This window comes from Citromicrobium sp. JLT1363 (assembly GCF_000186705.1).
Taxonomy (GTDB): domain Bacteria; phylum Pseudomonadota; class Alphaproteobacteria; order Sphingomonadales; family Sphingomonadaceae; genus Alteriqipengyuania.
This window is the reverse complement of sequence record NZ_AEUE01000001.1, coordinates 432,984-458,534: the sequence shown is the minus strand read 5'-3', so window position 1 is coordinate 458,534 and position 25,551 is coordinate 432,984. Positions and strand designations below refer to the sequence as shown.

General features: G+C 65.8%; 28 protein-coding genes and 1 tRNA gene. 9 read left to right on the top strand and 20 right to left on the bottom strand.

What is annotated here, in order from left to right:
* Positions 1-51: 51 nt before the first annotated feature.
* A tRNA-Ser gene (locus tag ADAD_RS0102165) sits at positions 52-142 on the bottom strand.
* Positions 143-219: 77 nt separating this feature from the next.
* Here ADAD_RS0102165 and ADAD_RS0102160 point away from each other — a divergent pair.
* Together ADAD_RS0102160 and ADAD_RS0102155 are read left to right on the top strand one after the other, a co-directional pair.
* Positions 220-630 carry a metallopeptidase family protein gene (locus ADAD_RS0102160; RefSeq protein ID WP_010408704.1) on the top strand — a complete coding sequence of 137 codons (411 nt, stop codon included), beginning with the start codon at positions 220-222 and terminating at the stop codon, positions 628-630.
* A gap of 147 nt (positions 631-777) precedes the next feature.
* Positions 778-1,866, top strand: coding sequence for a peptidylprolyl isomerase (locus tag ADAD_RS0102155; RefSeq protein ID WP_010408703.1), 1,089 nt, complete (start codon positions 778-780; stop codon positions 1,864-1,866).
* 26 nt (positions 1,867-1,892) lie between these two features.
* Here ADAD_RS0102155 and ADAD_RS0102150 read toward each other — a convergent pair whose 3' ends face one another.
* The 3 genes from ADAD_RS0102150 to hemF form a co-directional block, all read right to left on the bottom strand.
* A complete protein-coding gene (locus tag ADAD_RS0102150; RefSeq protein WP_010408702.1) occupies positions 1,893-3,983 on the bottom strand; it encodes a RelA/SpoT family protein in 2,091 nt (696 codons plus the stop codon).
* 106 nt (positions 3,984-4,089) lie between these two features.
* On the bottom strand, positions 4,090-6,012 hold the full coding sequence (locus ADAD_RS0102145; RefSeq protein WP_010408701.1) for a M1 family metallopeptidase: 1,923 nt from the start codon (positions 6,010-6,012) through the stop codon (positions 4,090-4,092).
* Positions 6,013-6,084: 72 nt separating this feature from the next.
* A complete protein-coding gene (hemF, locus tag ADAD_RS0102140) occupies positions 6,085-6,939 on the bottom strand; it encodes an oxygen-dependent coproporphyrinogen oxidase (protein WP_010408698.1) in 855 nt (284 codons plus the stop codon).
* 72 nt (positions 6,940-7,011) lie between these two features.
* On the opposite strand from hemF, the gene pdeM reads away from it, so the two are divergent.
* The 3 genes from pdeM (at position 7,012) to ADAD_RS0102125 (ending at position 9,049) form a co-directional block, all read left to right on the top strand.
* The gene (gene pdeM, locus ADAD_RS0102135; RefSeq protein ID WP_010408697.1) at positions 7,012-7,728 is read left to right on the top strand and encodes a ligase-associated DNA damage response endonuclease PdeM; all 717 of its coding nucleotides are present in this window, start codon (positions 7,012-7,014) and stop codon (positions 7,726-7,728) included.
* A 110-nt stretch (positions 7,729-7,838) separates the two neighbouring features.
* The gene (gene infC, locus ADAD_RS0102130; RefSeq protein ID WP_083825533.1) at positions 7,839-8,381 is read left to right on the top strand and encodes a translation initiation factor IF-3; all 543 of its coding nucleotides are present in this window, start codon (positions 7,839-7,841) and stop codon (positions 8,379-8,381) included.
* 65 nt (positions 8,382-8,446) lie between these two features.
* Positions 8,447-9,049: a hypothetical protein gene (locus tag ADAD_RS0102125; RefSeq protein ID WP_139020297.1), complete on the top strand. Its 603-nt coding sequence runs from the start codon at positions 8,447-8,449 to the stop codon at positions 9,047-9,049.
* Between the two features lie 9 nt (positions 9,050-9,058).
* Here the strand turns inward: ADAD_RS0102125 and ADAD_RS0102120 are convergent, their stop codons facing one another.
* On the bottom strand, positions 9,059-9,718 hold the full coding sequence (locus tag ADAD_RS0102120) for a hypothetical protein (protein WP_010408692.1): 660 nt from the start codon (positions 9,716-9,718) through the stop codon (positions 9,059-9,061).
* 127 nt (positions 9,719-9,845) lie between these two features.
* Between ADAD_RS0102120 and ADAD_RS0102115 the strand changes: the two genes are divergently transcribed.
* Positions 9,846-11,252 (top strand): SLC13 family permease, encoded by a 1,407-nt coding sequence (locus ADAD_RS0102115; protein ID WP_010408691.1) that lies wholly within the window; start codon positions 9,846-9,848, stop codon positions 11,250-11,252.
* A gap of 163 nt (positions 11,253-11,415) precedes the next feature.
* Entirely contained in the window at positions 11,416-12,732 is a 1,317-nt protein-coding gene (locus ADAD_RS0102110; protein ID WP_010408690.1) for a cystathionine gamma-synthase family protein, read from the top strand.
* A gap of 58 nt (positions 12,733-12,790) precedes the next feature.
* Here ADAD_RS0102110 and ADAD_RS0102105 read toward each other — a convergent pair whose 3' ends face one another.
* The 15 genes from ADAD_RS0102105 to hisB form a co-directional block, all read right to left on the bottom strand.
* The gene (locus tag ADAD_RS0102105; RefSeq protein ID WP_010408689.1) at positions 12,791-15,193 is read right to left on the bottom strand and encodes a TonB-dependent receptor; all 2,403 of its coding nucleotides are present in this window, start codon (positions 15,191-15,193) and stop codon (positions 12,791-12,793) included.
* A 103-nt stretch (positions 15,194-15,296) separates the two neighbouring features.
* Positions 15,297-15,830 (bottom strand): J domain-containing protein, encoded by a 534-nt coding sequence (locus ADAD_RS0102100; protein WP_010408688.1) that lies wholly within the window; start codon positions 15,828-15,830, stop codon positions 15,297-15,299.
* Between the two features lie 220 nt (positions 15,831-16,050).
* Positions 16,051-16,560, bottom strand: coding sequence for a peptidoglycan-associated lipoprotein Pal (gene pal, locus ADAD_RS0102095; protein ID WP_010408687.1), 510 nt, complete (start codon positions 16,558-16,560; stop codon positions 16,051-16,053).
* A 75-nt stretch (positions 16,561-16,635) separates the two neighbouring features.
* On the bottom strand, positions 16,636-18,060 hold the full coding sequence (gene tolB / locus ADAD_RS0102090; protein WP_029139836.1) for a Tol-Pal system beta propeller repeat protein TolB: 1,425 nt from the start codon (positions 18,058-18,060) through the stop codon (positions 16,636-16,638).
* 2 nt (positions 18,061-18,062) lie between these two features.
* Positions 18,063-18,809 carry an energy transducer TonB gene (locus ADAD_RS0102085; RefSeq protein ID WP_337442405.1) on the bottom strand — a complete coding sequence of 249 codons (747 nt, stop codon included), beginning with the start codon at positions 18,807-18,809 and terminating at the stop codon, positions 18,063-18,065.
* Positions 18,810-18,884: 75 nt separating this feature from the next.
* On the bottom strand, positions 18,885-19,328 hold the full coding sequence (locus tag ADAD_RS0102080) for an ExbD/TolR family protein (RefSeq protein WP_010408683.1): 444 nt from the start codon (positions 19,326-19,328) through the stop codon (positions 18,885-18,887).
* A 109-nt stretch (positions 19,329-19,437) separates the two neighbouring features.
* Positions 19,438-20,157, bottom strand: a complete 720-nt coding sequence (gene tolQ, locus ADAD_RS0102075) for a protein TolQ (protein WP_010408682.1) — start codon at positions 20,155-20,157, stop codon at positions 19,438-19,440.
* Positions 20,158-20,640: a YbgC/FadM family acyl-CoA thioesterase gene (locus ADAD_RS0102070; RefSeq protein WP_010408680.1), complete on the bottom strand. Its 483-nt coding sequence runs from the start codon at positions 20,638-20,640 to the stop codon at positions 20,158-20,160.
* A 107-nt stretch (positions 20,641-20,747) separates the two neighbouring features.
* Positions 20,748-21,122 carry a histidine triad nucleotide-binding protein gene (locus ADAD_RS0102065; protein WP_010408679.1) on the bottom strand — a complete coding sequence of 125 codons (375 nt, stop codon included), beginning with the start codon at positions 21,120-21,122 and terminating at the stop codon, positions 20,748-20,750.
* Positions 21,112-21,450: a phosphoribosyl-ATP diphosphatase gene (locus ADAD_RS0102060; RefSeq protein WP_010408678.1), complete on the bottom strand. Its 339-nt coding sequence runs from the start codon at positions 21,448-21,450 to the stop codon at positions 21,112-21,114. Before ADAD_RS0102060 ends, ADAD_RS0102065 begins: the two co-directional genes overlap by 11 nt.
* A gap of 35 nt (positions 21,451-21,485) precedes the next feature.
* On the bottom strand, positions 21,486-22,274 hold the full coding sequence (gene hisF, locus ADAD_RS0102055) for an imidazole glycerol phosphate synthase subunit HisF (RefSeq protein ID WP_010408676.1): 789 nt from the start codon (positions 22,272-22,274) through the stop codon (positions 21,486-21,488).
* Positions 22,271-22,540, bottom strand: coding sequence for a hypothetical protein (locus ADAD_RS0102050; RefSeq protein WP_010408674.1), 270 nt, complete (start codon positions 22,538-22,540; stop codon positions 22,271-22,273). Before ADAD_RS0102050 ends, hisF begins: the two co-directional genes overlap by 4 nt.
* Positions 22,537-23,265 carry a 1-(5-phosphoribosyl)-5-[(5-phosphoribosylamino)methylideneamino]imidazole-4-carboxamide isomerase gene (gene hisA, locus ADAD_RS0102045; protein ID WP_010408672.1) on the bottom strand — a complete coding sequence of 243 codons (729 nt, stop codon included), beginning with the start codon at positions 23,263-23,265 and terminating at the stop codon, positions 22,537-22,539. The genes ADAD_RS0102050 and hisA overlap by 4 nt, the downstream gene beginning before the upstream one ends.
* Positions 23,262-23,879, bottom strand: a complete 618-nt coding sequence (gene hisH, locus ADAD_RS0102040; protein WP_010408671.1) for an imidazole glycerol phosphate synthase subunit HisH — start codon at positions 23,877-23,879, stop codon at positions 23,262-23,264. The genes hisA and hisH overlap by 4 nt, the downstream gene beginning before the upstream one ends.
* On the bottom strand, positions 23,872-24,465 hold the full coding sequence (gene hisB, locus ADAD_RS0102035) for an imidazoleglycerol-phosphate dehydratase HisB (RefSeq protein ID WP_010408670.1): 594 nt from the start codon (positions 24,463-24,465) through the stop codon (positions 23,872-23,874). The genes hisH and hisB overlap by 8 nt, the downstream gene beginning before the upstream one ends.
* Before the next feature lie 85 nt (positions 24,466-24,550).
* Here hisB and ADAD_RS0102030 point away from each other — a divergent pair, with 85 nt between their 5' ends.
* Both ADAD_RS0102030 and ADAD_RS0102025 read left to right on the top strand, forming a co-directional pair.
* Entirely contained in the window at positions 24,551-25,060 is a 510-nt protein-coding gene (locus ADAD_RS0102030) for an SspB family protein (RefSeq protein WP_010408669.1), read from the top strand.
* A 52-nt stretch (positions 25,061-25,112) separates the two neighbouring features.
* Positions 25,113-25,511, top strand: a complete 399-nt coding sequence (locus ADAD_RS0102025; RefSeq protein ID WP_010408668.1) for a hypothetical protein — start codon at positions 25,113-25,115, stop codon at positions 25,509-25,511.
* Positions 25,512-25,551: the final 40 nt, after the last annotated feature.

The following is a 25,551-nucleotide window of genomic DNA, read 5'->3' as shown; positions in this document are numbered from 1 at the left end:
TAAACCGTAATCGCATAAGCGGTGAAGATGGGATCGGCTTGAAAAGGCCGGTGGCGGAGCGGGAGGGATTCGAACCCTCGATACGGGGTTACCGTATACACACTTTCCAGGCGTGCGCCTTCGACCACTCGGCCACCGCTCCGCATCGCCCGTTCGGGAAGCCAGCGCACCTAGCCGCGATGTGATCGCTTCGCAAGGCAGTGATGGAGCGCTAGACGTATGGCCATGAGAAACTTCGGTACGCCCGTCACGCTGGAAGAGATGGAAGAGCTGGGGCGCGAGGCGATTGCGGGCCTGCCGGATGCCTTCCGCGAACAGCTGGGCGACGTGGTGTTCGCCGTGGAAGATTTCGCGGGCGAGGAAACGCTGCGCGAGCTGGGCATGGAAAATCCGTTCGAGCTGACGGGCGTTTACGAAGGCCATGCCCTGACCGAACGCAGCATCGAAATGTCGGGCACCCTGCCCACCCGCATCCGCCTGTTCCGCCGTCCGATCCTGGACGAATGGGCAGAGCGCGGCGACGAAACGCTGGAGCACCTCGTGCGCCACGTGGTGATCCACGAGATCGGCCACCATTTCGGCCTGTCGGACGACGACATGCACGCGCTGGAAGACATGGCAGGGGATTGAACACCCGAACTCGCTCACCCTGAGCCTGTCGGAGGGTAAGAGGGCGCGGAGCTCTAACGGTCGTTTTTCTTCAAGAAGTACGGTGCTTCGACAAGCTCAGCACGAGCGGGGTTTGTGTTGGTGGGTTTTAGTGGCAGACCATCAGCCATGAAGCACGCCATCACGCTCGCCGTCGCCACCCTCGCACTCACCACTGCATCCATCGCGCAGGAGGCCGAAACGCCCGCACCCTCACCGGGCGAGATCGTGAACGCAGCGTCGCAGGATGAATGGGTCATCATCGATCCAGAAGACCTTGTCGTGATGACCCTTCCCCCGCTGGAGGATGGTACGGAGCGCAAGGTGGTGATGCAGCTGATCGGCGAGCCTTTCTCGCAAGGCTGGGTCGAGAACATCCGCACCCTCGCCCGCGCACGGTACTGGGACGGCAGCGCGATCCTGCGGGTGCAGGACAACTACGTGGTTCAGTGGGGCCAACCCGACCCGGACATGGGTGTCGAGGCCAAGCCCGTGCCTGCGGGGCTGAAGGTGATGGATGAGGGGGATTATACGGCGGACACGATCGATGTGAATCTGGCTTGGAACAATCGACCTTTGGCCGAAGAGAATCGGGCCGACTATGGCAACATGGATTGGTCGCAGAACGAGGACCCCGCGTTTCACAATACCAGTCCCGATGTGCAATCGACGCAGACTTCCGGCACATTCGCGGGCTGGCACCAACGTGACTCATACGCCGAATGGGTCGAGTTTTTCAGAGGCTGGCCAGTTGCGACCGAAGGTGAAAGCGGCGATGCTCCTTGGTGGCCCGTCCACTGCTACGGCATGGTCGGCGTGGGTCGGAACATGTCGCCCGATACCGGCGACGGATCGCAGCTTTACACCGTGATAGGCCACGCGCCGCGCCATCTCGACCGTAATATCGCGGTTGTCGGGCGGATCATCGAGGGGATCGAGCATCTCTCCAGCCTGCCGCGCGGCAAGGGGCCGCTGGGCTTCTACGAGGACCCGGAGAAACGCGTGCCGATCGTTTCGGTCCGGATAGGTGCGGACCTGCCGCAAGCCGAGCAGCCGCGCTTCGAATATCTTGCGACCGACAGCGAGAGCTTCGCACGATATACAGACGCACGCGCCAACCGGCGCGATCCGTTCTTCATCGTGCCTGCGGGCGGCGCGGATATCTGCAATATCCCCGTGCCGGTCCGGCGCTTCGAAATCGTCGCGGAAGAGGGGTGACGCCCTTCGCCAGAGCCTGAACGCGGTCAGACCCGTTCGGCCTGCGCCACCGCATCGCTGGCGCGCAACGCGCTGAGCAGCCGGGTGAGGTGCGCCAGATCCTGCACCTCGACGTCGATCTCGTAGGTGGCGAAGGGGTTCTCCACCCGCACCTGTTCAAGGCTGCGCACGTCCGCATGGTTGCGCGCGACGATATTGGCCATCTCGGCAATGGTCCCGCGCCGGTCGTACAGCGTCACCACCAGCCGGCCGATCGCAACGCCCGACCGGTCGCCCCAGTCCAGATCGAGCCAGTCGTTGTCGATACCGCTGGCAAGGCTGAGGCACTGGATGTTGTGCACCTCCACACTCTCCCCCTTGCGGCGCAGGCCCACGATCCTGTCGCCGGGAACGGGGTGGCAGCAATCGGCCAGCGTATAGGCGTTACCGGGCTTGAGGCCGCGGATCGAGATGGGCTGCCGGTTGTGCCGGTCGTCCGTGTTGTCCTCGAAATCGGCGGTGCTGCCCGGCACGAGGGCTTCCATGACCTCGTGGTCGGAAATCTTGGCCGCGCCGATGGCGTACATGAGGTCTTCTTCCTCTTCCATGTCGAGCCGCTTGAGCGCCTCGCGCAGCGCCTTCTTGCCCACCTTGGCGGGCGTGCGCGCGGCGATCTGGTCGTACAGCTTGGCGCCCAGTTCGGCGACTTCCTCGCGCTCCTTGTGGCGCACCGCGCGGCGGATGGCGGCGCGCGCCTTGCCGGTGACGACGAAGCCCAGCCACGAAAGCTGCGGTTCGGCATCGCCGCCCTTGATGATCTCCACCACGTCGCCATTGGCCAGCGGCGTGCGCAGCGGCATGTGCCGCCCGTTGATCTTCGCGCCAATCGTCTGCGCGCCCAGATCGGTGTGGACGGCGAAGGCGAAGTCGACCGGGGTCGCTCCCTTGGGCAGCTGAAACAGCGCACCCTTGGGGGAAAAGGCGAAGATGCGATCCTGGTAGATGGCCAGCCGCGTGTTCTCCAGCAGCTCCTCGGGATCATGGCTCGCATCCACGATCTCTATCAGGTCGCGCAGCCAGGCGACCTGCCCGTCGGGCTCGTCGTGCTGCTTGTAGGCCCAGTGCGCGGCCAGCCCGAAATGGTTGGTCCGGTGCATTTCCTGCGTGCGGATCTGCACCTCCACCCGCATCGAGCCCGAGTAGATCAGGGCGGTATGGAGCGAGCGGTAGCCGTTGTTCTTCGGCGTGGAGATGTAATCCTTGAAGCGCCCCGGGATGAACTGCCAGGTCGTGTGCAGCGTGCCCAGCGCAAGATAGCAATCCTCCGGCTTCTCGCACAGCACGCGGAAGGCGAAAATGTCGGTGATCTGGTCGAAACTGACATGGCGTTCGGCCATCTTGCGCCAGATCGAATAGGGCTGCTTCTCGCGCCCCTGCACCTCCACCTTCAGGCCCGCTTCGGCCAGCGCCTGCTTGATCGCCAGCGCGATGGCATCGACCTGCCCGCCTTCCTGCTCGCGGATCTGCGCGAGCCGCCCGGATATCGTGGCAAAGGCATCGGGTTCGAGATGCTCGAACGCCAGCGCCTGCATCTCGCGCATGTATTCGTACATGCCGATACGCTCTGCCAAGGGCGCGTAGATGTCGATCGTCTCGCGCGCGATGCGGCGGCGCTTGTCCTCGTTCTTGATGAAGTGGAGCGTGCGCATGTTGTGCAGCCGATCGCCCAGCTTCACCAGCAGCACACGGATATCCTCGCTCATCGCCAGCAGGAACTTGCGCAGGTTTTCCGCCGCGCGCTCGTCCTCCGGCATCTGTTCGATCTTGGAAAGCTTCGTGACGCCGTCGACCAGTCGCGCGATCTCGGGCCCGAAATTGGCCTTGATATCGTCGATCGTGGTGAGCGTATCCTCGACCGTATCGTGCAGCAGCGCGGTGGCGATCGTCTGCTGATCCAGCTTCAGGTCGGTCATCAGGCCCGCAACCTCGACCGGATGGCTGAAATACGGGTCGCCGCTGGCGCGCTTCTGGCTGCCGTGCTTCTGCACGGTATAGACATAGGCGTGATTCAGCATCGCCTCGTCGGCGTCCGGGTCGTAGGCCTTTACCCGCTCAACAAGTTCGTATTGCCTCAGCATCGTTCTTCAGATGTGCGGTGCAGTACAAACTATTGCAACGCGTTAATTGCTTGCCGTTTTTCGAATGTCGGCGCGCAGGCAACCGCTGCGCGCCGACGCTTCGCGGTTACTCGCCCGCGGTCATGCCGAGCGTGGCGTCCACCCGGCCCCGGGTGTAGGAATGGTAGCTGTCGCGCGTCTCGGCATAGATGCGGCGCGCGATGGGCTTGCCCCAGTCGCTTTCGCTGAGCGCGGTGAACAGCGGGCTGACGAACTTGTTGCGGCCCACCTGCGACAGGAAGCGTTCGGCCTGCGGCACGGCGGGATCGTACTGATTGCGAAGGGCAGCTTCCAGCCAGAGGAACAGCACTTCGTTGTTGCCCGCCTCGGACAGGCCGAGCCTCGCATCGAGTGCGGCCAGCTGTTCGTCCGTCCGCTCTTCCGGCATCCGCTCCAGGAAGCGCCGCTGTTCCGCAGCCGTCCATCCGGTCCAGGTATTGGCAGTGGGCAGCGTGCCGTCGGCCGCGTAGGCCGCCACCGCATTGTCCACCGCCGCGAAGGTCTGCGGATCGGGCTTCAGGGCATTGGACGGCAGGCCGGTGCCGTAGACCCATTCGTCCAGCATCAGGCGCGCTTCCAGCTGCGCGTCGTTGCCGATCAGCTTCTCACGCAGATCGGCAAGGAACATCTCGGACGTCACCGGTTCGAAGGCGTGATTGTCGAACCACTGGGTCAGCCAGGCATCGAACCTGTCACGGCCGACCATGTTCTCGACCGTGCGCAGGAACACCGTACCCTTGTCGTAGATCGCGACGCCTTCCGTTTCGAAGGGGCTGATCGAATCCGGCGAACGCATGGCGGTGGTGGGGCTGTCGGCCCCGGCCTCTTCGATGCCTTCGACCAGCGAGGCATAGCTGAGCGCATATTCCTGCTCCGCCCGCTGCTCGCCGTAGACCTGCTCGGTGATGCGGTTCTCGAAATAGGAGGTGACGCCTTCGTTCAGCCAGCCGTCGCGCCAGCTGGAATAGGTCGCCAGATTGCCCGACCAGCTATGCGCAAGTTCGTGCGCGATCAGGCCGTTGTTGGACTTGTCGCCCGCGATGAAGGTGGGCGTCAGGAAGGTCATCACCGGGTTTTCCATCCCGCCGTAGGGAAAGGCGGGCGGCAGCACGATCATGTCGTAGCGGCCCCAGCGATAGTCGCCGTAAAGTTCCTCCGCCGCCTCGATCAGTTGCTCGGTATCGTTGACCTCGCGCCATGCGCGGTCGAGCATCACCGGCTCCGCCCACACGCCGCTGCGGGGGCCGATGGCGCGGAAATCGATATCGCCCGCAGCAATCGCAATCAGATAGGGCGGCACGGGCTTGTCCATCACGAAACGGAAGGCGCGGCGGCCATTGCCGAGGTCTTCGGGCTCGCCCTGACGCACGCCGCTCATCACGACATCCAGCGGCTTGGGCGCAGTGATGCGCGCTTCCCATGTCTGGCGGATTCCGGGGCTGTCCTGCGTGGGGATCCACGTGCGGTTGAGGATCGCCTGCCCCTGGCTGAACAGATACGGATATTCGCCGCCCGCGGTCTGTTCGGGCATCAGCCATTGCAGCGCGGCGGCGTTCGGGGCCGCACGATAGTCGATCACGATCAGTTCGGCACCGTCGAGCTGAATGGTCAGGGGCGCACCCTTGCCGCCATCATCGGACATTGCGCCCACAGAGTAGCTCAGCCGGCGACCGGCACCATCGGTAACGGAAGCGATCTGCAAACCATTGCTGTCGAGCACGATTTCCTTCGCACCCGGCGCGGCCAGCACATCCAGCGTCGCCTTGCCGCCGACCTGCTGGCCCTCGAAATCGAGATCCAGATCGAGGTCGACATGCGTCACCCGCGCGACCTGCGGCTGCGCGTATGTCTGGTCGTCGAAGGCCTGCGCGGTGGTGAGGATCGGCGAGACCATGGGCTGCGTCATGCTGGCCGACTGCGAAGCGGCATCTGGCGTGGTACAGGCGGTTGCGGTGAAGGAAAGGGCAAGGGCTGCTGCGGCAATGCGCATGGAGTTCTCCGGATAAAAAGCGTGGCACGGCATTTGGCATAGCCCGCTGTAAGCTGGGCTGAACGGGCCGGATCAGGCCCAGGTGGCGTGGGGCGGCAGGCTCATCAAAATGGCATCGACATTGCCGCCGGTCTTGAGGCCGAACAGCGTGCCGCGATCGTAGACGAGGTTGAATTCGGCGTAGCGCCCGCGCCAGTCGAGCTGGGTGCGCCTGTCTTCCTCGGTAAAGTCGCTCTCCATCCGTCTGCGCACGATGCGCGGGAATACGTCGAGAAACGTCTCGCCAACATCCCTGGTGAAGTCGAGGTTGCGCGCAAAGGCCGCTTCGTTGTCGCACTCGAGATGGTCATAGAAGATTCCGCCGACCCCGCGATGCACGCCCCGGTGGGGAATGTAGAAATAGTCATCCGCCCACTTGCTGAACCGTTCGTAATAGGTCGGGTTGTGCTTGGCACAGGCGGCGCGGAAGGCGGCGTGGAATTCCTGCGTATCCTCCTCGTAGGGGATCGGCGGGTTGAGATCGGCCCCGCCGCCGAACCAGGATTTCGCGGTGACGAGGAAGCGCGTGTTCATGTGCACGGCGGGCACGTGCGGGTTGGCCATGTGCGCGACGAGACTGATGCCGGTGGCGGAAAAGCTGGGATCGTCCTCCGCCCCATTGATGGTCTTGGCGAATTCGGGCGCGAAGCTGCCCTGCACGGTCGACACGTTGACGCCGACCTTTTCGAACACCTGGCCCTTCATCACCCCGCGCACACCGCCGCCGGGATCGGCATTGCCTTCCTCCTCACGGTTCCAGGGCGTGTATTCGAAGGTCGCTTCGGACCCTGCCTCGCGCTCGATCGCCTCGAACTCGGCACATATCCGGTTCCTCAGGTCCTCGAACCAGCCACGGGCTTCTCGGGTTTGTTCGGACCAGTCGGGCATCGTCTTCCTGTCGTTGTATACTTGACGCCCCCTCCCCTTGCCAAGCCTGCCAGCCTTGGGCAAGGGAGGGCCATGGTTCCCCTTTCGTTCGGCACAGCGGAGCTGCTTCTGCGCGGCGACGGTGCGGTCTACTGGCCGCGCGAGGACACGCTGTTCGTTGCCGACCTGCACCTCGAAAAGGCCAGCTTCTTCGCTCAGCACGGCCAGCCGCTGCCGCCCTACGACAGCCGCGAAACCCTGCACCGGGTGGAGCGGGCCGTGGCAGAGACGGAGGCACGGCGGGTCGTCACGCTGGGCGACAATTTCCACGATCCCGATGGCGCGGCACGGCTGGAGCCTGCCGCCTGCGATCTGCTGGATAGCCTGACGAACGAGGTGGAATGGATCTGGGTGACGGGCAATCACGATGCCTCCGCCCACACCGACGGCGCGCCTGCCGAATGCGGGGGCGAGCAATTCGCCGAGATCGAAATCGGCGGCGTGATCTGTCGCCACGAGGCGCGCGCGGGCGAGACGCGGAGCGAGCTTTCCGGCCACTGGCACCCCAAGCTCGACGTGACGGTACGCGGGCGCCGCATCCGCCGCCCCTGCGCCGTGGTCGCCCGGCACGAGGGATACGGCCCGCGCATGGTGCTGCCTGCATTCGGGGCATTCACGGGCGGGATGGACGCCGGGCACGCGGCGATTCGCGCCAGTCTGAGCCCCGCCGAAACCATCGAGGCGGCATGCGCGGTACGCGACCGGCTGGTCCGCCTGCCGCTTTGGCGGGCGGAGGAACGCGCAGCCTGATTGCAACGCGCCGCGCAATTTCGCGCGTGCGCCGCCCTACCCCCCTTTCGCATCGCGCAAAAAAGACCTAAATACGGCGCTCCATTCGAAAGACTTCAGGAGAGCATCCCATAGCACGTCCCCCCCGTCGTTCCCTTCAGCCGCCTATCAAGAGCGGCCCGCGCTACGACAATTTTATCCAGAGCCCCAAGGTCCGCGTCATCGACGACACCGGGGAGAACATCGGTGTCCTCAGCACGCGCGAAGCGATCGAGCGCGCTCAGGAAGTGGGCCTGAACCTGGTCGAGGTCTCGCCCAACGCAGACCCGCCCGTGTGCAAGTTCCTGGATGTCGGCAAGCACCGCTACGAAGCGCAGAAGAAGGCGAACCTCGCGCGCAAGACGCAGAAGACGCAGGACATCAAGGAAGTCAAAATGCGTCCGAACATCGACACGCACGATTACGACGTGAAGATGCGCAACGTGAACAAGTTCATCGAGAACGGCGACAAAGTGAAGGTCACCCTGCGCTTCCGCGGTCGTGAAATGGCGCACCAGCAGATCGGCATGGACCTTCTGAACCGCGTCCGCGACGATGTGGAGGAAATCGCCAAGGTCGAAGCGTTCCCGCGCCTCGAAGGCCGTCAGATGCTGATGGTTCTCGCGCCCAAGTAGGTCCGGCAATCGGATAGCCCGACGCGGCGGCGGAACGGATGCGAAAGAATGCGAATTGAGTTTGCATGAGCACTGCACGCTGTCTCGCCGCCCTTTGCCTTGGCCTCTCCGCAATGTCGCTTGCCGCATGCGATGCGGCCAATGCCCCGCAGCCTTCGCCCCCGATCGGGGATGATTCGGGCGCGGTCGCGTCAGCTACGCCCACCTCTGACGAAAAACCGGGCAGCGAAACGCCGCCGCCGGGCTACACCGATGGTTCGGGCGTCAACGAAGGCTATCCCGATCTGACCCCGGCGCCGCTGGAGGATGAGGCGGAGCGCGGCGAAAAGGGTGCGCGCAACGTCCTGCAGGCCTTCGTGCGGGCGCTGGAGCTCAAGGAATTCGAGCAGGCCTATGGGCTGATGCGCGGCCAGGCGCGCGAAGGCACCAGCGGCGCCGCCTTGACCGAGCGGTTTGCCGATTTCGGCACGATCACCGTCTCCGCATCCGGCGGCCAGCTGGAGGGCGCGGCAGGCACGACCTATTACAGCGCGCCCATCACGATCACCGGATCGAACGGCCAGGAGCTGACGGGCGACATCGTACTGAGCCGGGTCAACGACGTGCCCGGCGCCTCCGCCGATCAGTTGCGCTGGCACGTGCGCCAGTTCGATGTCGAACCGGGCTGACGCAGCCGCCTATTCCACCCGAAAATCCAGCAGTGTGAAACGCGCAGGGCCGGTGGCGTAGACGCCGTGTCCGCGCAGAGGCGCGGAGCCGAAGGTGAAGCCCACTCTTTCGGCGCGGGCCAATGCTGCCTCGAACGCACCCGGAATGGCGGAGCGCCGTTCGTGCGTCATCGCATGCCATTCCTCATCGAAATCGATGGCGATCTCGTGCGTGCCGGGGCTGAGCGGAACCAGACGATCCTCGGGCGAATACCAGCGATAGCGCGGCGTGCGCATGGTCCATGTGTCGCCCGCGCGCTGGAAATAGAGGGAGATCGTCGCCGTGCCCTGCGGATCTTCCTGCGCCACGAAGCGCGTTCCGGGTGCCGCGTCGATCCGGTAGCGAATCACCATCCGGCTCGCCCCGGCGAGCGAACCGGCAGGCGCGGTGACATAGTGCACATGTCCTGCGCTCGCGCGCGGATAAGGAAAATCGAACGCCGGCCCCTCGGGCGTCTCGCGCATTGTGGCGGGCAGCCCGGGCGAGTGGTTCTTGCCCCTGAGCGTCGGGCCGATCGACCACGTGGCGCCTGCGGTCTGCGCCATGAGCATGGCGCCCGGCGTCGCCGCCACACCAGCGAAGCAGGTCGCGGCGACACCCGCGCCGACCAGGAAATTGCGTCTTTTCATGGCTCCTGCCCTGGCAGACGGGCAATGCATCCGCGCTGAACGCCCGGCCTGCGCACCCCGCCCATCGCCAGCGCTCTTGCCGGAACCGCCCGAAGCCCTATCACGGGCGGTGGAGAGGGAGGGGAACATGGTTCGCAAGGCGGGGCTGGCGATCGGTGCCGGCGCGTTGCTGATGACGACCTTCGCGCCGACACCGGAGGGTCTGTCGCGCGAAGGGTTCATTGTCGCCGGGCTCGTCGTGCTGATGGCCGCATGGTGGATCACCGAAGCCCTGCCGCTGACCGCGACCGCGCTGATGCCCTTCCTCGTCCTCCCCTTCGCCGGGGTGATGGACGCGCGGGAAACGGCCAGCGCCTACTACTCGCCGATCCTGTTTCTGCTGCTGGGCGGAGCCTTCATCGCACTGGCCATCGAACGCGTCGGCCTGCACCGCCGCCTCTCGCTCGGCATACTGCGGCTGGCCGGGCCGCGCGCCGGCCCCGGAAAGCTGCTGCTGGCCTTCATGGCCAGCGCGGCGATCCTTTCCATGATGATCTCCAACACCTCGACCGCGCTTATCATGATGCCCGTCGCGCTCGCCGTGATCGCGAGTGCCGGGCTGGCCGAGGGGGATACCGAGGGCCTGTCGGGCGCGCTGCCGATGGGCATTGCCTTTGCGTGCAGTATCGGCGGGCTGGGCACGCTGGTGGGTTCGCCCACGAATGCCATTGCGGTCGGACTGCTGGACCAGACGATCGGGGAAAAGATCAGCTTTGCCGCGTGGACCTTGTACGGCCTGCCAGTGGTGATCCTCGGCATTCCGCTGGCTGCCGCGATCATCGCGCGCGTGCAGTGCGTGGGCAAGCAGGCCTTCGATGCAGCTGCGGCGCGCGCTGCCATCCCGGTCGAGCGGACATGGAGCACGCCCGAAAGGCGCCTCGTGCCCGTGGTCGCCGTCACCTTCCTCCTCTGGATGGGCCAGCCTTTGCTGGGCCCGCTGCTGCCCGAAGGCTCGCTGACCGATGGGACCATCGCCATCGCCGCGAGCCTGACGCTGTTCCTGCTGCCAGACGGCACGGGCCGCGCGCTGCTCGACTGGGAGGAGGCCAACCGTGCGCCCTGGGGCGTCATCATGATGTTCGGCGGCGGGCTGGCGCTGGCCGCGGGGATGACCGCCAGCGGGCTGGCCGCCTGGCTGGGCGACGCGCTGCTGCCGCTGGCCGCCGTGCCCCTGCTGCTGGTGGCCCTGTGCGTGGTCGCGCTGGTGATCCTCATCACCGAGTTTGCCAGCAACGTCGCCACCGCATCGGCCATCGTGCCCGTGGTCGCCAGCCTGATCGTGGCGCTGGGCGCGCAGCCCGAACTGCTTGCCCTGCCGGTTGCGCTGGCGGCAAGCTGGGGCTTCATGCTGCCCGCCGGGACCGGGCCGAACGCCATTGCCTGGTCCACCGGGCGAATCCGGATCGGGCGGATGGTCACTGCGGGGCTGGTGCTGGACCTGCTCGGCATAGTCCTGATCGTGGGCGTGGTCTGGGCCGTCGCCTCGCTGGTTTGATGCACGCTACTTGATCGTGGAAACCCGCCCGGCTAGTCGCGCGTTCGACAATCGGCAGCCGGTGGAGATGCGTTCCTGCGGAGGTTAGGAACGGGCCGCCTCCGGCCATGCCTCGAACCCGAGCCCCCGCCTCCCTGGGGGTGCATTTGAGGAGGCCGTTCGCATGACCGACGCCGTCGACGCAGTCGAAACCCCTACCCCCCGCCGCAAGCCCAAGCCCGAGATCACCAAGATCGAAGGGCGCAAGATGAAGCCGTCCACGCTGATGATGGGCCATGGCTACGACCCCGCCCTGTCCGAAGGATCGCTCAAGGCGCCGATCTTCCTGACCAGCACCTTCGCCTTCGAAAGCGCGGCCGCAGGCAAGCGCCACTTCGAAGGGATCACCGGCATGCGCGAAGGCGGTGCCGAAGGCCTCGTCTATTCGCGCTTCAACGGGCCCAACCAGGAAATCCTGGAAGATCGCCTCGCCATCTGGGACGGTGCGGAGGACGCGCTGTGTTTCTCCAGCGGGATGACCGCGATCTGCGTGATGATGATGGCCTATTGCAGTGCGGGCGATGTCATCGTGCACTCCGGCCCGCTCTATGCCGCCAGCGAAGGCTTCGTGGCCAAGGTTCTGAGCAAGTTCGGCGTCAAATATATCGACTTCCCCGCAGGCGCCACGCGTGAGGAATTCGACGAGGTTCTCGCCAAGGCGAAGGACATGGCGAGCGAGAATGGCGGCAAGGTCGCCATGATCTACCTCGAAAGCCCGGGCAATCCGACCAACGCACTGGTCGATATCGAGATGGTCCGCGATGCGCGCGATGCGGCGCTGCCCGCCGATTGCCCGATTGCCATCGACAACACCTTCCTCGGGCCGCTGTGGCAGCGCCCGCTGGAGCACGGCGCGGACATCGTGTGCTATTCGCTGACCAAATATGTCGGCGGCCACTCGGACCTCGTGGCAGGCAGCATTGCCGGTGACGAGAAGTGGATGAACCCTGTCCGCATGATCCGCAACACGATGGGCGGCATCGCCGATCCCAACACCGCCTGGATGCTGCTGCGTTCGCTGGAAACCGTCGAGCTGCGGATGCAGCGCGCGGGCGAGAATGCGGAGAAGGTGTGCGAATTCCTCGCCAAGCATCCCAAGGTCGAAGGCCTCGGCTATCTCGGCATGCTGAAGGACGAGCGGCAGAAGGACATCTACGCGCGCCACTGCCTTGGTGCAGGCTCCACCTTCTCGCTGTTCCTGAAGGGCGGCGAAGAGGAGAGCTTCCGCTTCCTCGACGCGCTGAAAGTGGCGAAGCTGGCCGTCAGCCTGGGCGGTACGGAAACGCTCGCCAGCCATCCGGCCAGCATGACGCACCTCTCGGTGCCGCATGCCCGCCGCCAGCAGCTGGGCATTTCGGACAGCCTGGTGCGGATCAGCATCGGGATCGAGGACGCCGAAGACCTGATCGCGGACTTCGAGCAGGCGCTCGAAGCGGTCTGATCCTCCCGGAAACGGATGAATGGGCGGAGGCTTTCGAGCCCCCGCCCATTTTTTTGCATCAATCGCCGAAGCGCGCGGTCACTTCGATGCCGAACAGGCGCGGTTCGGCCGGGATGTAGGTCGGAATGCGGAAGGAGCCGCCCGTGTTGCCCGCGTCGAGCAGGTAATCTTCGTCGAAGGCATTGCGGATGAAGCCCGCGATCTCGAACCGCTCGTCGTCGATCGAGATGCCCGCGCGCGCGTTGACCAGCGTGACCGGCCCCTGCGAGATCGGGTCCGGGCGGGTCGCGCTGGGCAGTTCGAACACGATCCGGCTGCGGTACGTCACGCTAGGCGTCGCAAAGAAGCGCGCGCCATCGCCGATCGGAACATCGAGCGTGAAGCCGCCCGCCGCCTGCCATTCCGGCTGCAGGCGGAAGCGCGCCCCGGCGAACCGGCCATTGCCCGCCTCATCGTCGATCCCGCCGTCGATATAGCCGACATTGCCGAACAGGCTGAACCAGTCGGTCGCCTGCACCGCGATTTCCGCCTCGACGCCAAGATTGCTCGCGCTGCCTGCGCTCTGCGTGATGAAGGAACCGAGGTTGTTCGGATCTTCGACGGAAACCTGGAAGTCGTCATAGACCTGGTAATAGACCCCAAGCGAGCCGGAGACCGGGCCGGCAGCGAGCTTGAGCCCGCCTTCGTAGTTCCACACGGTTTCCTCGGCGACCGGATCGGGGCCGGCAGCATCCACCTGGACGACCGGCGAACGGCGGCCCTTCGAAACCGTGGCGAACACGTTCACATCGGGGCTGATGCGGTAGAGCACGTTGAAGCGCGGCAGCCACGCATCGAAGCTGTCCTCGGCCGTGACCGTCTGCCCGCCGGTGTCAGTCTGCCCGGGGATCAGCGACACTGCCAGGCTGGGCAGAGCGCCCAGCAGCTGCGCGCGCAGAGCCGCAGGCAGAAGGCTCGGGAAGACGGGTACGGGAACATCCGCGCGGAAGCCCGACCACCGGTCTTCCCACAGGTAACGCACGCCCGCCGTCAGCTCCAGGCTGTCGGTCGGCATGAAGGTGGCATCGGCGAAGACCGAATAGCTGTCGTTCTGGCCCTGGTTCTCGAACACGGAGGCGTAGGGCAGCGCGCTGAGCGCACCGCCGGTCAGCGCCGCGGTGAGCCCGGTCGCCGGCGACGAACCGTCGGGTGCCACGCAGGGAACGCCGGGGACGGCGGGTGCACCGAAAACCGTGGTGAGGCACTGAATGAACAGGCCTTCCTCGGTCGAGAACGGCACGTTCTGGATGCCGTCTTCGGTGAAGACGTTCCAGCCGAACGAACCGCGCAGGCGGTCGCCCAGATAGGTGAACCGGCCTTCGTGGCTGAACTGGTCGCCCTGCGAAATTTCGGCGAATTCGAGGAACGGCGCGGCGGACCCATCGGCGTCGAAGATCTCGTCGCTGTCGAACTTGCGGTAGCCGTTGACGGTGGTGAAGGTCCAGTTGTCGGAGAAGACCCATTCTGCCGTGAGATTCACGTCATAGACTTCGCGCTCGAGACCAAGCTGGTCGCCGCCCAGCGCCTGCGCGGAAAAGGGCGATCCGCCCAGATTGGCATCCTCGAACGCGTTCGCAGCACCGCCGGGCGCGCCGGCAAAGGCCGGGAGCGTGCCCGAAATGAAGGGCGTGCCGCCGTGGCGCTGCTGGTCGTAGGTGCCGATCAGATCGACGGTGATGTCGGGCGTGGGCGTGAAGCGCAGCGAGCCACGCGCGCCGAACTGGTTCTTCGCGTACAGATCCTCGGTCTGGTTGGTGGCGAGGTTTTCGACATAGCCGTCACGCGTGCGCCATTCGAAGGCAATGCGCCCGGCAACCACATCCGAACCGGCATTGACGAAGCCGGAAAGCAGCGTCGCGTCGAAGTTGCCGGTGCCCCCGGTGATCGCGGCGGAAAGGCCGGGCTTCGGGCGCGCGGAGACGAGGCTGATCGCGCCGACCGCCGATGCGGTGCCGAACAAGGTGGCCTGCGGGCCCTTGATGACCTCGACCCGCTCCATGTCGTAGATCGCCTGGTACGACCCGCGCGAACGCGAGATATCGACGCCGTTGTAGTACAGCGTGACGCGCGGGCCCTGCTGGGCGGAGCCGCTGTCGGACGTGATCCCGCGGATCACGATGCCGGGATTATTGGCGCTCTGTTCCTGGATGTTGAGGCCGGGGACGTAGTTGGAAAGCTCGTCCAGATCGGTCACGCCCAGATCGGAAATACGCTCCCCGGTCAGCGCGCTGATGGTGATCGGCACGTCCTGGGCGCGCTGTTCGATCTTCTGCGCGGTGACGACGATTTCGTTGCCCACGCTTTCGGGCACGGCTTCTTCACCCTCCGGCGCGACGGGCGATTGCGCGAGCGCGGCGGCGGGCAGAAGCGCGGCGGTGCCGAGCAGGACGAAACGGATTGTGGAAATGGACGAAGAGCGCATGGCGAGACCCCTTATGCTGCGTGTGCGAAGGGGCGTTAGGCCGGTCGCATGACCGAACCGCGTCTGTCAGGTTACGCTTTGGTGAAGGTCCGTTTTTTCCGCATCAACCGTGCCATTCGCGCCGCGCTTCGCCCGCCTTGAGAACCTCGTAAGCCACCTGCAGCTTCTGGAATTCGGCGGCGGCTTCCTTGTCGCCCGGCTTCACGTCGGGATGCACAGTCTTGGCCTTTTCGCGCCACGCGCGCTTGATCGTGGCGAAATCGGCATCGGCTTCAAGCTCGAGCAGGTCGAGCGCGCGCATCTCGTCGGCGGAGCGCGATCCGTCGCCCGATCCGCCCCAGCTGTAGTGCGACGCTTCGGCATAGCCTGCATTGTCGCGCCGCTCGTTCTTTGCGCGCGCTTCCTTTTCTGCCTTGTCGAGACCTTCGAAATAATCCCACTTGGAATTGTATTCCGCGGCGTGCTTCTGGCAGAAATACCAGCGTTCGGGGCTGTTGGGCGATTTGGGCGCGGGGCAATCGCCCCGTTCCTCGCATCCATGGCGATCGCACAGGCGCACGGTCACCGCCTCGCGGCCTTCGTCGTACCCGCGCCAGCGGGGGAAGCCCCAGTCGTTCGATCTGCGTGCCTTTGCCATCGCACCAATCTAAAGCGATGGGCGGGACCTGCAACCATCGAGTGGCCCCGGCCCTGCCGGTCGGTGTCTATCTTCTCGCTCTGCCGGGCCGCTTGATGGTCTTCGAACAGGGCGGCGCAGGCAGCGCTCCGCTATTGTCCTGACGAAAAGGGCGAACGACCCGATTGGATCGCCCGCCCTCTTTCCGACATGCTTTGGTCGATGAACGCCTGGAAGGGCGTTAGTCGATAACGACCGTCACCGCGCGGCGGTTCTGCGCCCACGCGCTCGGCGTGGAGGCGGTCGCCACGGGGCGTTCCTCGCCATAGCTCACGGTGCGGATGCGGTTGGCCGCAACGCCCAGGCTGACGAGATAGTTCTTCGCCGAGTTGGCCCGGCGCTCGCCCAGCGCGAGGTTGTATTCGCGCGTGCCGCGTTCGTCGGCGTGGCCTTCGATCGTGACGGTAACATTGGGATAGCGGGCCATGTACTGCGCCTGCGTTTGCAGGGCGGCGGCATCGGCGGTGTCGATGTTGTAGCGATCCGTGTCGAAATAGATGACGTTCTGGCCGTTCACCGCATCGACGAAATGCTCCTGCGTGCCCTCGCGCGGGCCGCTGGTGTAATCGCCGCCGGTGTCCGGCTGGCTCACGCCGGGTTCGGGCGGAAGCTGGTCGGGCGCGCCGGACTGGCAGGCCGCCAGCGATACCGAACCGGCAAGGATGATCGCAAACTTGATACGCGAAGTCATAGGTCTCTCCTCCAAAAGTGCTTTCCCATTCGTCGGTGCGACCCCACGAAATTGCTCACTCTTTCACGAAACGCATCAGGGCAGGATCGGGCCCCAGGCCGGGTCCGACGCATCGACCGGAGTCGGCAGGCGGCGCAGGTTCTCGCCCGTCAGGTCCACCTGATAGATCGCGGTGCGGCCCGTGTTACGCTCGGTCCGGAAGAACTGCAGCACGCGGCCATTGGGCGCCCAGGTGGGGGCCTCGTCCTGCCAGCCATCGGTCAGCTTGCGGAAATTGCGGCCTTCGGGGCTCATCGTGGCGATGTTGAAGTCACCCGGAATGTAGGTGAACGCGATCTGGTCGCCGCGCGGGCTCCATTCGGGCGTCGCAGCGCGTCCGCCGAAGAAGGTGATGCGACGCTGGTTCGAACCATCGGCATTCATCATGTAAATCTGCTGTTCGCCCGAACGGTCGCTTTCGAACACGATCCGGCTGCCGTCGGGCGAGTAGGACCCGCCCACGTCGATGCCCGGCGCGGTGGTCAGCCGCTCGCTCGCCCCGCCACTGGCGGAGACGCGATAGATGTCCGTATTGCCGTTGACCGCCATCGAATAGAGCACCCAGCGCCCGTCCGGGCTCCAGCGCGGGGCGAAGGTGGGGTTGGCGCTTTCGGTGACCAGCGTCTGGCGGCCGGTGCCGATATCGTAGATGTAGATGCGCGGATTGCCGTCGACATAGCTGAGATACATCAGCTTGCGGTAGTCGGGCGAGTAACGCGGGGTCAGCGCGGTGGCGCGGCCCGTGGTGATGAAGCGGTGGTTGGCCCCGTCGCTGTCCATGATCGCCAGCCGCTTGGTGCGGTTATCCTTCGGGCCGGTCTCCGCAATATAGGCGATCCGGCTGTCGAAGAACGGGCTCTCGCCGGTCAGCCGGGAATAGATCAGGTCCGCGCACTTGTGTGCCGCGCGCCGCCAGTCGGAAGGCGGGACGACCCAGCCGGAACGGACCAGTTCGTCCTGCAGCGCGACATCGTAGAGATAGCAGCCGACCACCAGCTTGCCGTCGGCACGCGGGCGGACATAGCCCTGCACCAGCATTTCCGCACCGCGCATGCTCCACATGCCCCACACGGGATCGGTGATCTGCGGATAGGTGGGCCGGGGCAGCGCATCCGGCCCGGTCGGATCGAACAGGCCGTTGTTCTGCAGGTCGGCCGTCACCACGCGCGCCAGTTCCGCGCCCAGCGCCGCCGTGCCACGCGCATTGGCCGCAGTGGCCACATCGCGTTCGGCTGCGAAGGCGGGGATCGCCATGGCGAGATTGTCGAGACTGCCTTCGAACGACACCGACCCGGTGAGGCCACCTTCATCGTCCGCCGCACTGTCCGGCATCTCGACGGTTTCGACCTCGCCGCCGACCGGCGGGGCCGCGCCGAGATCTTCGTTCTGGGCAAAAAGCGCGCTCGGCATGCCAGCCAGAAGGGCGGCCAGAGCCAGGGAGAGCATCGAGCGAATGGTCATGTTCACAGGTTCCAGTCGAAGCTGAACGCGGAAACGTTTTTCCACGCGTTATAGTATTCGGGCGGCAAATCGAAGGGGGCGGCCAGTTGAACGGCACGAATGGCCTGTTCGGCGTGACGTTCCGCCTGCGCACGATTTGTATCGTTTATGCCCGTCTGCCGGACGAGCCTGGGACGCCCGGCGAGCGACCCGTCCTCGTTCAGGCGCCAGGCGATGACGCTGACGATCTTTTCGGCATCGGGTCCGCTCGGCGGCGCCCAATGCGGCTTGAGCTGGCGGGATATCGCAGCGGCAATGCTGGCGCGTGCGCTCGCACCCACCTGCGAGGCGGGGATGCGGGTGTCCGATGTGGTCGTCGAACTACCTGATCCGGCGAGAAAATCATCGCCCACACGGCTTCCGCCCGAGCGCGTCGGACGCGCCGTAGGGCGAGGCTGCGGGCGCGGCTGAGAGGTCGCGCGGGCGGTCGGCCGGGGTTGCGGACGGCTGGTTGCGCGGGCCGTCGGCTGGGGGCGCGGCGCAGGGGCGGATGTGGGCTGCGGCAGGGGCGGAGGCGGTGTGTATTCGATCGGTGGTGGGGCCGCCTGCTCGCCCAGTTCGGGCGCGACGGAGGCCTGCGATTCGCGCACCGGATCGGGCGCGGCAGAGGTCATCCCGACCTCCTCGGCAAAATTCACGGTGATCCGTTCCGGGACAGGAATCGGCTCGCGCGTCGCGCCTTGCAGCAGCAGCACCGCGACCAGCGCCACATGCAGGAGCCCTGCGACAATCAGCGCAACGGCATCGAGGCCCAGAGACGATTTCGCCTGCATCGACCTGTCGGCCTAAAGCGATTCGCTTGAACTGTTGGTGACCAGCGAGATCGCGTTGCAGCCCATGCGGTTCAGTTCGCCCATCACGCCCATCACCCGGCCGTAGTCGAGCGTACGATCGGCGCGCAGCACGACCTCCCGCTCGGAGCAGGCAACACCCTGGCTGGCAGCGGCCAGCGCCGCGCCCAGCTCGCCCTGCGGCACCGCATCCTCGCCCACGTAGATCGTCCCGTCGCTGGCGATTGCCACATTGAGCGGCTCGTCTTCCTGCGGCAGCGCGTTGGCTCGGCTGTCCGGCAGATCGACCGGCACACCAGCGGTCAGCAGCGGGGCCGTGACCATGAAGATGATCAGCAGCACCAGCATCACGTCGACCAGCGGGGTGACGTTGATCTCCGCCATCGGCGCGCGCTTGGCATTGCGCCCGCGCTTGTGGGTGTGAACGCCCATCGCCATCAGAATTCTCCTTCGCGGTGCCGGCCCACACCCCCGCCCGGCCAACCCATGGCATTATCCTGTTGGGCTGGCCGGGCGGGGGTGTGGGCTGGTGCCGAAATCAACACCATCACACGCGCTCCAGCTCGCGGCCCAGGTTCGCGTTGAAGCGGTCGGCGAAGCGCTGCAGGATCGCCTCGTAGCGGTTCACGCTCGCGCCGAAGCGGTTGTAGGCAATCACTGCCGGGATGGCGGCAAACAGCCCGATGGCGGTGGCGAACAGCGCCTCTGAAATGCCGGGCGCCACCACTGCGAGCGAGGAGTTCTGCTGCGCGCCGATCTGGAAGAAGCTGTTCATGATGCCCCACACGGTGCCGAACAGGCCCACGAAAGGCGCGACAGAGCCCAGCGTCGCAAGGAAGGTCAGACGGTTGGCCAGCCGGTCCGCCTCTTCGGCCACATGGCTGTCCATCGCCGCCGCGATCCGCCCCTGCGCGCCGCGCACGTCCTTCACGCCGCCCTTGGTGGACTTCTTCCACTCCGTAATCGCACCCCACGCGATGCGTGCGGGAGCCACATCCCGGTCACGATAGGCGTCGAGCGTTTCCTCGTAATTTTCCGAGGCCCAGAAGTCCTGTTCGAACTTGCGCGCGCGCTTCTTCGCCCCGCCGATCTTGAGCGCGAAGGAGATGATGATCATCCAGCTCCAGATCGAGGCGAGCAGCAGCCCCGCCATCACCGCCTGCACGACGATATCGGCATCGAGAAACAGCTCCACCGGCTCGAGCCGGGTCGGCGGCGCCGGAACCGAAGCGGGCGTGGCGGCGGCAAGCAGGTCTAACAACAGCATTCAGGCATGCTCCCCTGGTGAGCGATCATCGAGAATCTTCTTGAAGGCATCGCGCCACGCCTCGGGCTGGCGGCGCGGGCGGCCATTGGGTGCGACGAAGCCGACCCGCATTTCAGCGGTGCAGATCGTTTCGCCATCGCGCTTCGCTTCCTGTGCCATCCGCACGCTTGCTGCGCGCAGTTCGCTGCACCGCGTGTGAATGACGATATCGTCGTCCAGCAAGGCGGGGCGCAGATATTTCAGCTGCACATCCGCGAGGGCATAGGCCCCTTCCCCCGCCTCGATCGCGGCGCGCTGGTCTATTCCCAGCATGCGCAATACGTCGGACCGGGCACGTTCGAACCAGCGCAGGTAATTGGCGTGGTAGACGATGCCCGAAAGATCGGTGTCTTCGTAATAGACCCGCACGGCATAGAGGTGCAGCGTACCGTCGAATACGCCACCCGGAGGGTTCGGGGCCACTGGATTGGTCGAGCTGGTCATGCAGGCCGCGCCTTTACGGCAAAGCGAGTCTTCGCGGCAATCACTATCGCGCGGCCTGTCGCAGTGTGGGAGCGATTTGGCGCGCCGAGTGCGCCGGATGCCAGCGATCAGGCGATCATCCGCCCCAGCTTCTGCCCGCCGAAGATGTGCACGTGGAAGTGCGGCACTTCCTGGCCGCCGTTCTCGCCCACATTGGCGAGCAGGCGGTAGCCTGGCTCCACCAGGCCCTTGGCCCGCGCCACCGTGCCGACCGCGCGGACCAGCCCGGCGATCTCTTCGTCGGAGGCCTTCTCCGAAAAATCGTCCCAGCTGACATACCTGCCCTTGGGGATCACCAGCGTGTGGATTTCGGCCTGCGGGGCAATATCCTCGAACGCGAAGGCCCATTCGTCCTCGTACACCTTGGTGCACGGGATCTCCCCGCGCAGGATCTTGGCGAAGATATTGTCGTCATCATAGGGTGCGGTCGGATCAATGGGCATTCGTCGTCTCCCCCTGCTTCGGGCGGCTCGCCTTTTCCTCGATCCCCGAAATGCCTTCGCGCCGGTCGAGTTCGGCCATGACGTCCGCCAGTGCGATGTCGCGGTCGGCCAGCAGCACCATCAGGTGGAACAGCAAGTCGGCGGATTCGCCCACCATGTCCTCATCGCTGCCGGAAAGCGCGGCAACCGTTGCCTCGACCGCTTCCTCGCCCAGCTTGCGCGCCATCGTCGGGCGCCCTTCGCGCTTCAACAGCGCGACGTAGCTGGTTTCCGGATCGCAGCTGCGACGTTCGAGGATGATCTGTTCAAGGCGGGCGAGAGTTTCCATGGGCAGTGGGCCTCTTTCTGGTTTTGCGCTTCGGCTCAAGCGCGCGTGCCTGCGTAGGGTTCCGGGTGGCGCGCAGGCAAGCCCGCCGCGCGCAGCGCATCCTGCGCCTGTGCGATGCTGTAGTGGCCGAAATGGAAGATGCTTGCGGCGAGCACCGCGCTGGCATGGCCTTCGCGCACGCCTGCAACCATGTGATCGAGCGTGCCGACCCCGCCGCTGGCGACCACGGGAATATCGACCGCATCCGCGATCATCCGGGTCAGGTCCAGGTCGTAGCCGTCCTTCGTGCCGTCGCGATCCATCGAGGTGACGAGCAGTTCGCCCGCGCCGAGCCGGGCGAGCCTTGTCGCATGCTCGAGCGCGTCGATCCCCGTCGCGCGGCGGCCGCCGTGGGTGAATATCTCGTAGCGTCCGCTCTCGTTCTTCCGCGCGTCCACGCTCGCGACGACGCACTGGCTGCCCATGCGCTGCGCGATCTCGTCGACCAGTTCGGGCCGCGCCACGGCGGCGGAGTTGATCGCAACCTTGTCTGCGCCTGCAAGCAGCAGCGTGCGCGCATCCTCGACGCTGCGCACGCCCCCGCCCACGGTCAGCGGCATGAAGCAGACTTCAGCCGTGCGCCGGACGATATCGGCCAGCGTCGCGCGCCCTTCATGGCTGGCGGAAATGTCCAGAAAACACAGCTCGTCCGCCCCGGCGAGGTCATAGGCATGCGCCTGCTCGACCGGATCGCCCGCATCGCGCAGATCGACGAAGTTGACGCCCTTGACCACGCGGCCCTCGGCCACGTCGAGACAGGGGATGACGCGGATGCGGACGGTCATAGGCTGGCTGCCGTTACGGTAATGGTTGAGGATTCGTCGGCGGGCGTGGCCTGCGGCGGCTCGTCCTGCTGCACCTGCCCCGCCAGCCAGAACATGCCGAACGCCATGTTGATGTAGAGTACGATGGCGAACCAGAAGCGCGTCGGGTCTTCGTCCTTCTTGCTCAGCCGGAACTTGCCCAGCGCGGTCTTCCCACGCACCGCGTCGATCGCAGCGACGCAGAGAATCACGACCGTGGCAATCAGGGCGATATCGGCGATGGTCACATCTCCGCCCCGAGCCGCAAGGCCTCGGCCAGATCGAGCCGCCCGTCGTAGAGCGCGCGGCCGGTAATCACGCCCTCGATGCCGTCCTGCGTATGCGGGGCAAGCGCGCGGATATCCTCGATTCCCGCGACCCCGCCGCTCGCGATCACCGGCAGCGACTGCGCCTTTGCCAGCGCAAGCGTCGCCTCGACATTGCAGCCCTTGAGCAGCCCGTCGCGGCCAATGTCGGTGAACAGCAGCGCGGCAACGCCTGCATCCTCGAAGCGGCGCGCAAGGTCTTCCACCGGCAGATCCGACACGCTCGCCCAGCCCTCGGTCGCGACCATGCCGTCGCGCGCATCGACCGCGACCACGACCTTGCCCGGATGGTCCTTCGCCAGCGCCTTGACCAGTTCGGGGTCCTTCAGCGCCGCGGTGCCGATCACCACGCGCGCCACGCCCAGCTCCAGCCAGCGTTCCGCGCCCTCGCGCGTGCGGATGCCGCCGCCCAGCTGCACCTTGCCCGGAAAGCGGGTGAGAATGCTCTCGACCGCATGCGCGTTGACCGGCTCGCCCGCGAAGGCTCCGTCGAGGTCCACGACATGCAGCCAGCTCGCGCCCGCCATGGCGAAGCGCGCGGCCTGTTCGCCCGGATCGTCGCCGTACACGGTCGCGCGGTCCATATCGCCTTCCGCGAGACGCACGACGTTGCCTGCTTTCAGGTCGATTGCGGGGAAGATGATCATGGTTGCCACCTCAAGAACCTCTCCAGCAGTGCCAGCCCGTAGGCCTGGCTCTTCTCCGGGTGGAACTGCACCCCCAGGATATTGTCCCGCGCCACCGCCGCCGTCACCGATCCCCCATGGTCGGTGCGCGCGGCGGCGTGGGCGTTATTCGTCACATCGAAGGCGTAGGAATGGAGGAAATAGGCCTCCCCCGGACGGATCAGGCCCGACGCATCGTCGGCCACGACCACATCGTTCCAGCCCATGTGCGGCACCTTTACGTGTTCGGACGGCTCCAGCGCGCGCACCGTGCCGCCGATCCAGCCGAGACCCGGTGTCTCGCCATGCTCCAGCCCACGGTCGGCGAGCAGCTGCATGCCCACGCATATGCCGAGGAAGGGCACTCCATCGCGCAACACCCGCTGTTCGAGTGCGTCGATCACACCGGGCAGGCCGGCCAGCCCGTTATAGCAGGCGCCGAACGCGCCCACGCCCGGCAGCACGATCCGCTCCGCCCGCGCCAGCGCATCGCCGTCCGACACCAGAGCGACCTGCGCGCCTACGCGCTTCAGCGCGTTTTCGACCGAATGCAGGTTCCCGGCGCCGTAATCGATCAGCGCGACAGCCTCAGCCACCCAGGATGCCCTTGGTCGAGGGAATGGCCCCGCCCTTGCGCGGGTCGATCTCCACCGCCTGCCGCATGGCGCGCGCGAAGCCCTTGTAGATCGCTTCGCAGATATGGTGGTTGTTGCTGCCGTACAGCAGCTCGACATGCAGCGTCAGCCCGGCGGTCTGCGCGACGGACTGGAACCAGTGCTCGATCAGCTCGGTGTCCCATTCGCCCAGCTTCGTCTGGCTGAAGCCGGCGCGCCACACGCACCAGGGCCGCCCCGAAATGTCGAGCGCGACGCGCGCCAGCGTTTCGTCCATGGGCGAGAAGGCCTGGCCGTAGCGCGCGATGCCGCCCTTGTCGCCCAGCGCCTGCGAAAGCGCCTGGCCCAGCGCGATCGCGCTGTCTTCCGTCGTGTGGTGCTGGTCCACATGCAGGTCGCCCTCGACGCGCATTTCCACGTCGATCAGCGAATGGCGGGAGAACTGTTCCACCATGTGATCGAGAAAGCCGATCCCGGTATGGACATCGTAGCTGCCCGTCCCGTCGAGGTTCACGGCCACGCGGATGCGGGTTTCCTTGGTATCGCGTTCGATCGAGCCTGTTCGCATGGTGAGCGCGCTATCTCCCGCAAGGCACGTGCGCAAGCATTCTGCGCTTGACCACACGCCCGCTCCCCTTCACCTAAACCCCACTATGAGTGATGACGCGCCCGACAGCCTGATCCCCTACGACCAGATCGTGCAGGAGGCCCTGCGCGCCGTGGTCGGCAGCGTGCTGGGTGAGATCGAGGCGGGCGGCGGCACCCTGCCGGGCAACCACCATTTCTACATCACCTTCAAGACCGGGGTGCAGGGCGTGGAGATTCCCGATCACCTGCGCCAGCGCTTCCCCGACGAGATGACGATCGTCCTCCAGAACAAGTTCTGGGACCTGAACGTCACCGATGTCGGCTTTTCGGTGGGCTTGAGCTTCAACAAGATTTCCTCGCACCTGGTGGTGCCATTCTCCGCCATTACCGCCTTCGTCGATCCGGCGGTCGATTTCGGCCTGCAGTTCCAGGCGACCGCCGCCGAAGAGCCGGCCACCCCCATCGACCCGGCGGAGAACGACGGCGATGACTCGGAACACGCGCGCGACGAGGCCGTTGGCAAGAGCGAGGACGGATCGAACGTCGTGACGGTCGATTTCGGCCGCAAGAAATAGGGCTCGCGCCGCGATTGGTGCGCACGGCCCGCCAGCATGGGGGCCCACCAGCATGAGCAAGAAGCGTGAAGAGTTGCGCAGGAAAGTCGCCCGCGGCCAGGCACGCGCGCGTGGTGAGCCTGTGACCGGCCTCTCGCCCAATCCGGCCAGCAACCTGATCATGGCCAATGCGATCGTGCGCACGGGCTCCATCCTGCTGCGCAAGGCGGTCGACAAGCGCATGCTTCGCAACCGCTACGGCAAGGAAACCGCCGAAGCGGCGGCGGAAAACCAGGGGCTGGGATCGACTCTGACCGCGCTCGCGCTTTCGAAGATGGCATCGCGCTCCACCTCGGGTGCGATCATGGTCGGCAGCGGCATGCTGGCCAAGACGCTGTACGACCGGCGGCAGGCCAAGAAGGCGCGCGCCAAGGGCGATGCCGAGATACTGGAACGCGCCGCCGAAGACTGACCCCACGGGGGAACGCGGCAAAACGCGGGGTTGATCTATG

Excerpts from the sequence above, each read along its gene's own strand:
- ADAD_RS0102160 (WP_010408704.1), top strand. The coding sequence starts at position 220 with ATGGCCATGAGAAACTTCGGTACGCCCGTCACGCTGGAAGAGATGGAA.
- ADAD_RS0102155 (WP_010408703.1), top strand. The coding sequence starts at position 778 with ATGAAGCACGCCATCACGCTCGCCGTCGCCACCCTCGCACTCACCACT.
- ADAD_RS0102150 (WP_010408702.1), bottom strand. The coding sequence starts at position 3,983 with ATGCTGAGGCAATACGAACTTGTTGAGCGGGTAAAGGCCTACGACCCG.
- ADAD_RS0102145 (WP_010408701.1), bottom strand. The coding sequence starts at position 6,012 with ATGCGCATTGCCGCAGCAGCCCTTGCCCTTTCCTTCACCGCAACCGCC.
- hemF (WP_010408698.1), bottom strand. The coding sequence starts at position 6,939 with ATGCCCGACTGGTCCGAACAAACCCGAGAAGCCCGTGGCTGGTTCGAG.
- pdeM (WP_010408697.1), top strand. The coding sequence starts at position 7,012 with ATGGTTCCCCTTTCGTTCGGCACAGCGGAGCTGCTTCTGCGCGGCGAC.
- ADAD_RS0102125 (WP_139020297.1), top strand. The coding sequence starts at position 8,447 with ATGAGCACTGCACGCTGTCTCGCCGCCCTTTGCCTTGGCCTCTCCGCA.
- ADAD_RS0102120 (WP_010408692.1), bottom strand. The coding sequence starts at position 9,718 with ATGAAAAGACGCAATTTCCTGGTCGGCGCGGGTGTCGCCGCGACCTGC.
- ADAD_RS0102115 (WP_010408691.1), top strand. The coding sequence starts at position 9,846 with ATGGTTCGCAAGGCGGGGCTGGCGATCGGTGCCGGCGCGTTGCTGATG.
- ADAD_RS0102110 (WP_010408690.1), top strand. The coding sequence starts at position 11,416 with ATGACCGACGCCGTCGACGCAGTCGAAACCCCTACCCCCCGCCGCAAG.
- ADAD_RS0102105 (WP_010408689.1), bottom strand. The coding sequence starts at position 15,193 with ATGCGCTCTTCGTCCATTTCCACAATCCGTTTCGTCCTGCTCGGCACC.
- ADAD_RS0102100 (WP_010408688.1), bottom strand. The coding sequence starts at position 15,830 with ATGGCAAAGGCACGCAGATCGAACGACTGGGGCTTCCCCCGCTGGCGC.
- pal (WP_010408687.1), bottom strand. The coding sequence starts at position 16,560 with ATGACTTCGCGTATCAAGTTTGCGATCATCCTTGCCGGTTCGGTATCG.
- tolB (WP_029139836.1), bottom strand. The coding sequence starts at position 18,060 with ATGACCATTCGCTCGATGCTCTCCCTGGCTCTGGCCGCCCTTCTGGCT.
- ADAD_RS0102080 (WP_010408683.1), bottom strand. The coding sequence starts at position 19,328 with ATGGCGATGGGCGTTCACACCCACAAGCGCGGGCGCAATGCCAAGCGC.
- tolQ (WP_010408682.1), bottom strand. The coding sequence starts at position 20,157 with ATGCTGTTGTTAGACCTGCTTGCCGCCGCCACGCCCGCTTCGGTTCCG.
- ADAD_RS0102070 (WP_010408680.1), bottom strand. The coding sequence starts at position 20,640 with ATGACCAGCTCGACCAATCCAGTGGCCCCGAACCCTCCGGGTGGCGTA.
- ADAD_RS0102065 (WP_010408679.1), bottom strand. The coding sequence starts at position 21,122 with ATGCCCATTGATCCGACCGCACCCTATGATGACGACAATATCTTCGCC.
- ADAD_RS0102060 (WP_010408678.1), bottom strand. The coding sequence starts at position 21,450 with ATGGAAACTCTCGCCCGCCTTGAACAGATCATCCTCGAACGTCGCAGC.
- hisF (WP_010408676.1), bottom strand. The coding sequence starts at position 22,274 with ATGACCGTCCGCATCCGCGTCATCCCCTGTCTCGACGTGGCCGAGGGC.
- hisA (WP_010408672.1), bottom strand. The coding sequence starts at position 23,265 with ATGATCATCTTCCCCGCAATCGACCTGAAAGCAGGCAACGTCGTGCGT.
- hisB (WP_010408670.1), bottom strand. The coding sequence starts at position 24,465 with ATGCGAACAGGCTCGATCGAACGCGATACCAAGGAAACCCGCATCCGC.
- ADAD_RS0102030 (WP_010408669.1), top strand. The coding sequence starts at position 24,551 with ATGAGTGATGACGCGCCCGACAGCCTGATCCCCTACGACCAGATCGTG.
- ADAD_RS0102025 (WP_010408668.1), top strand. The coding sequence starts at position 25,113 with ATGAGCAAGAAGCGTGAAGAGTTGCGCAGGAAAGTCGCCCGCGGCCAG.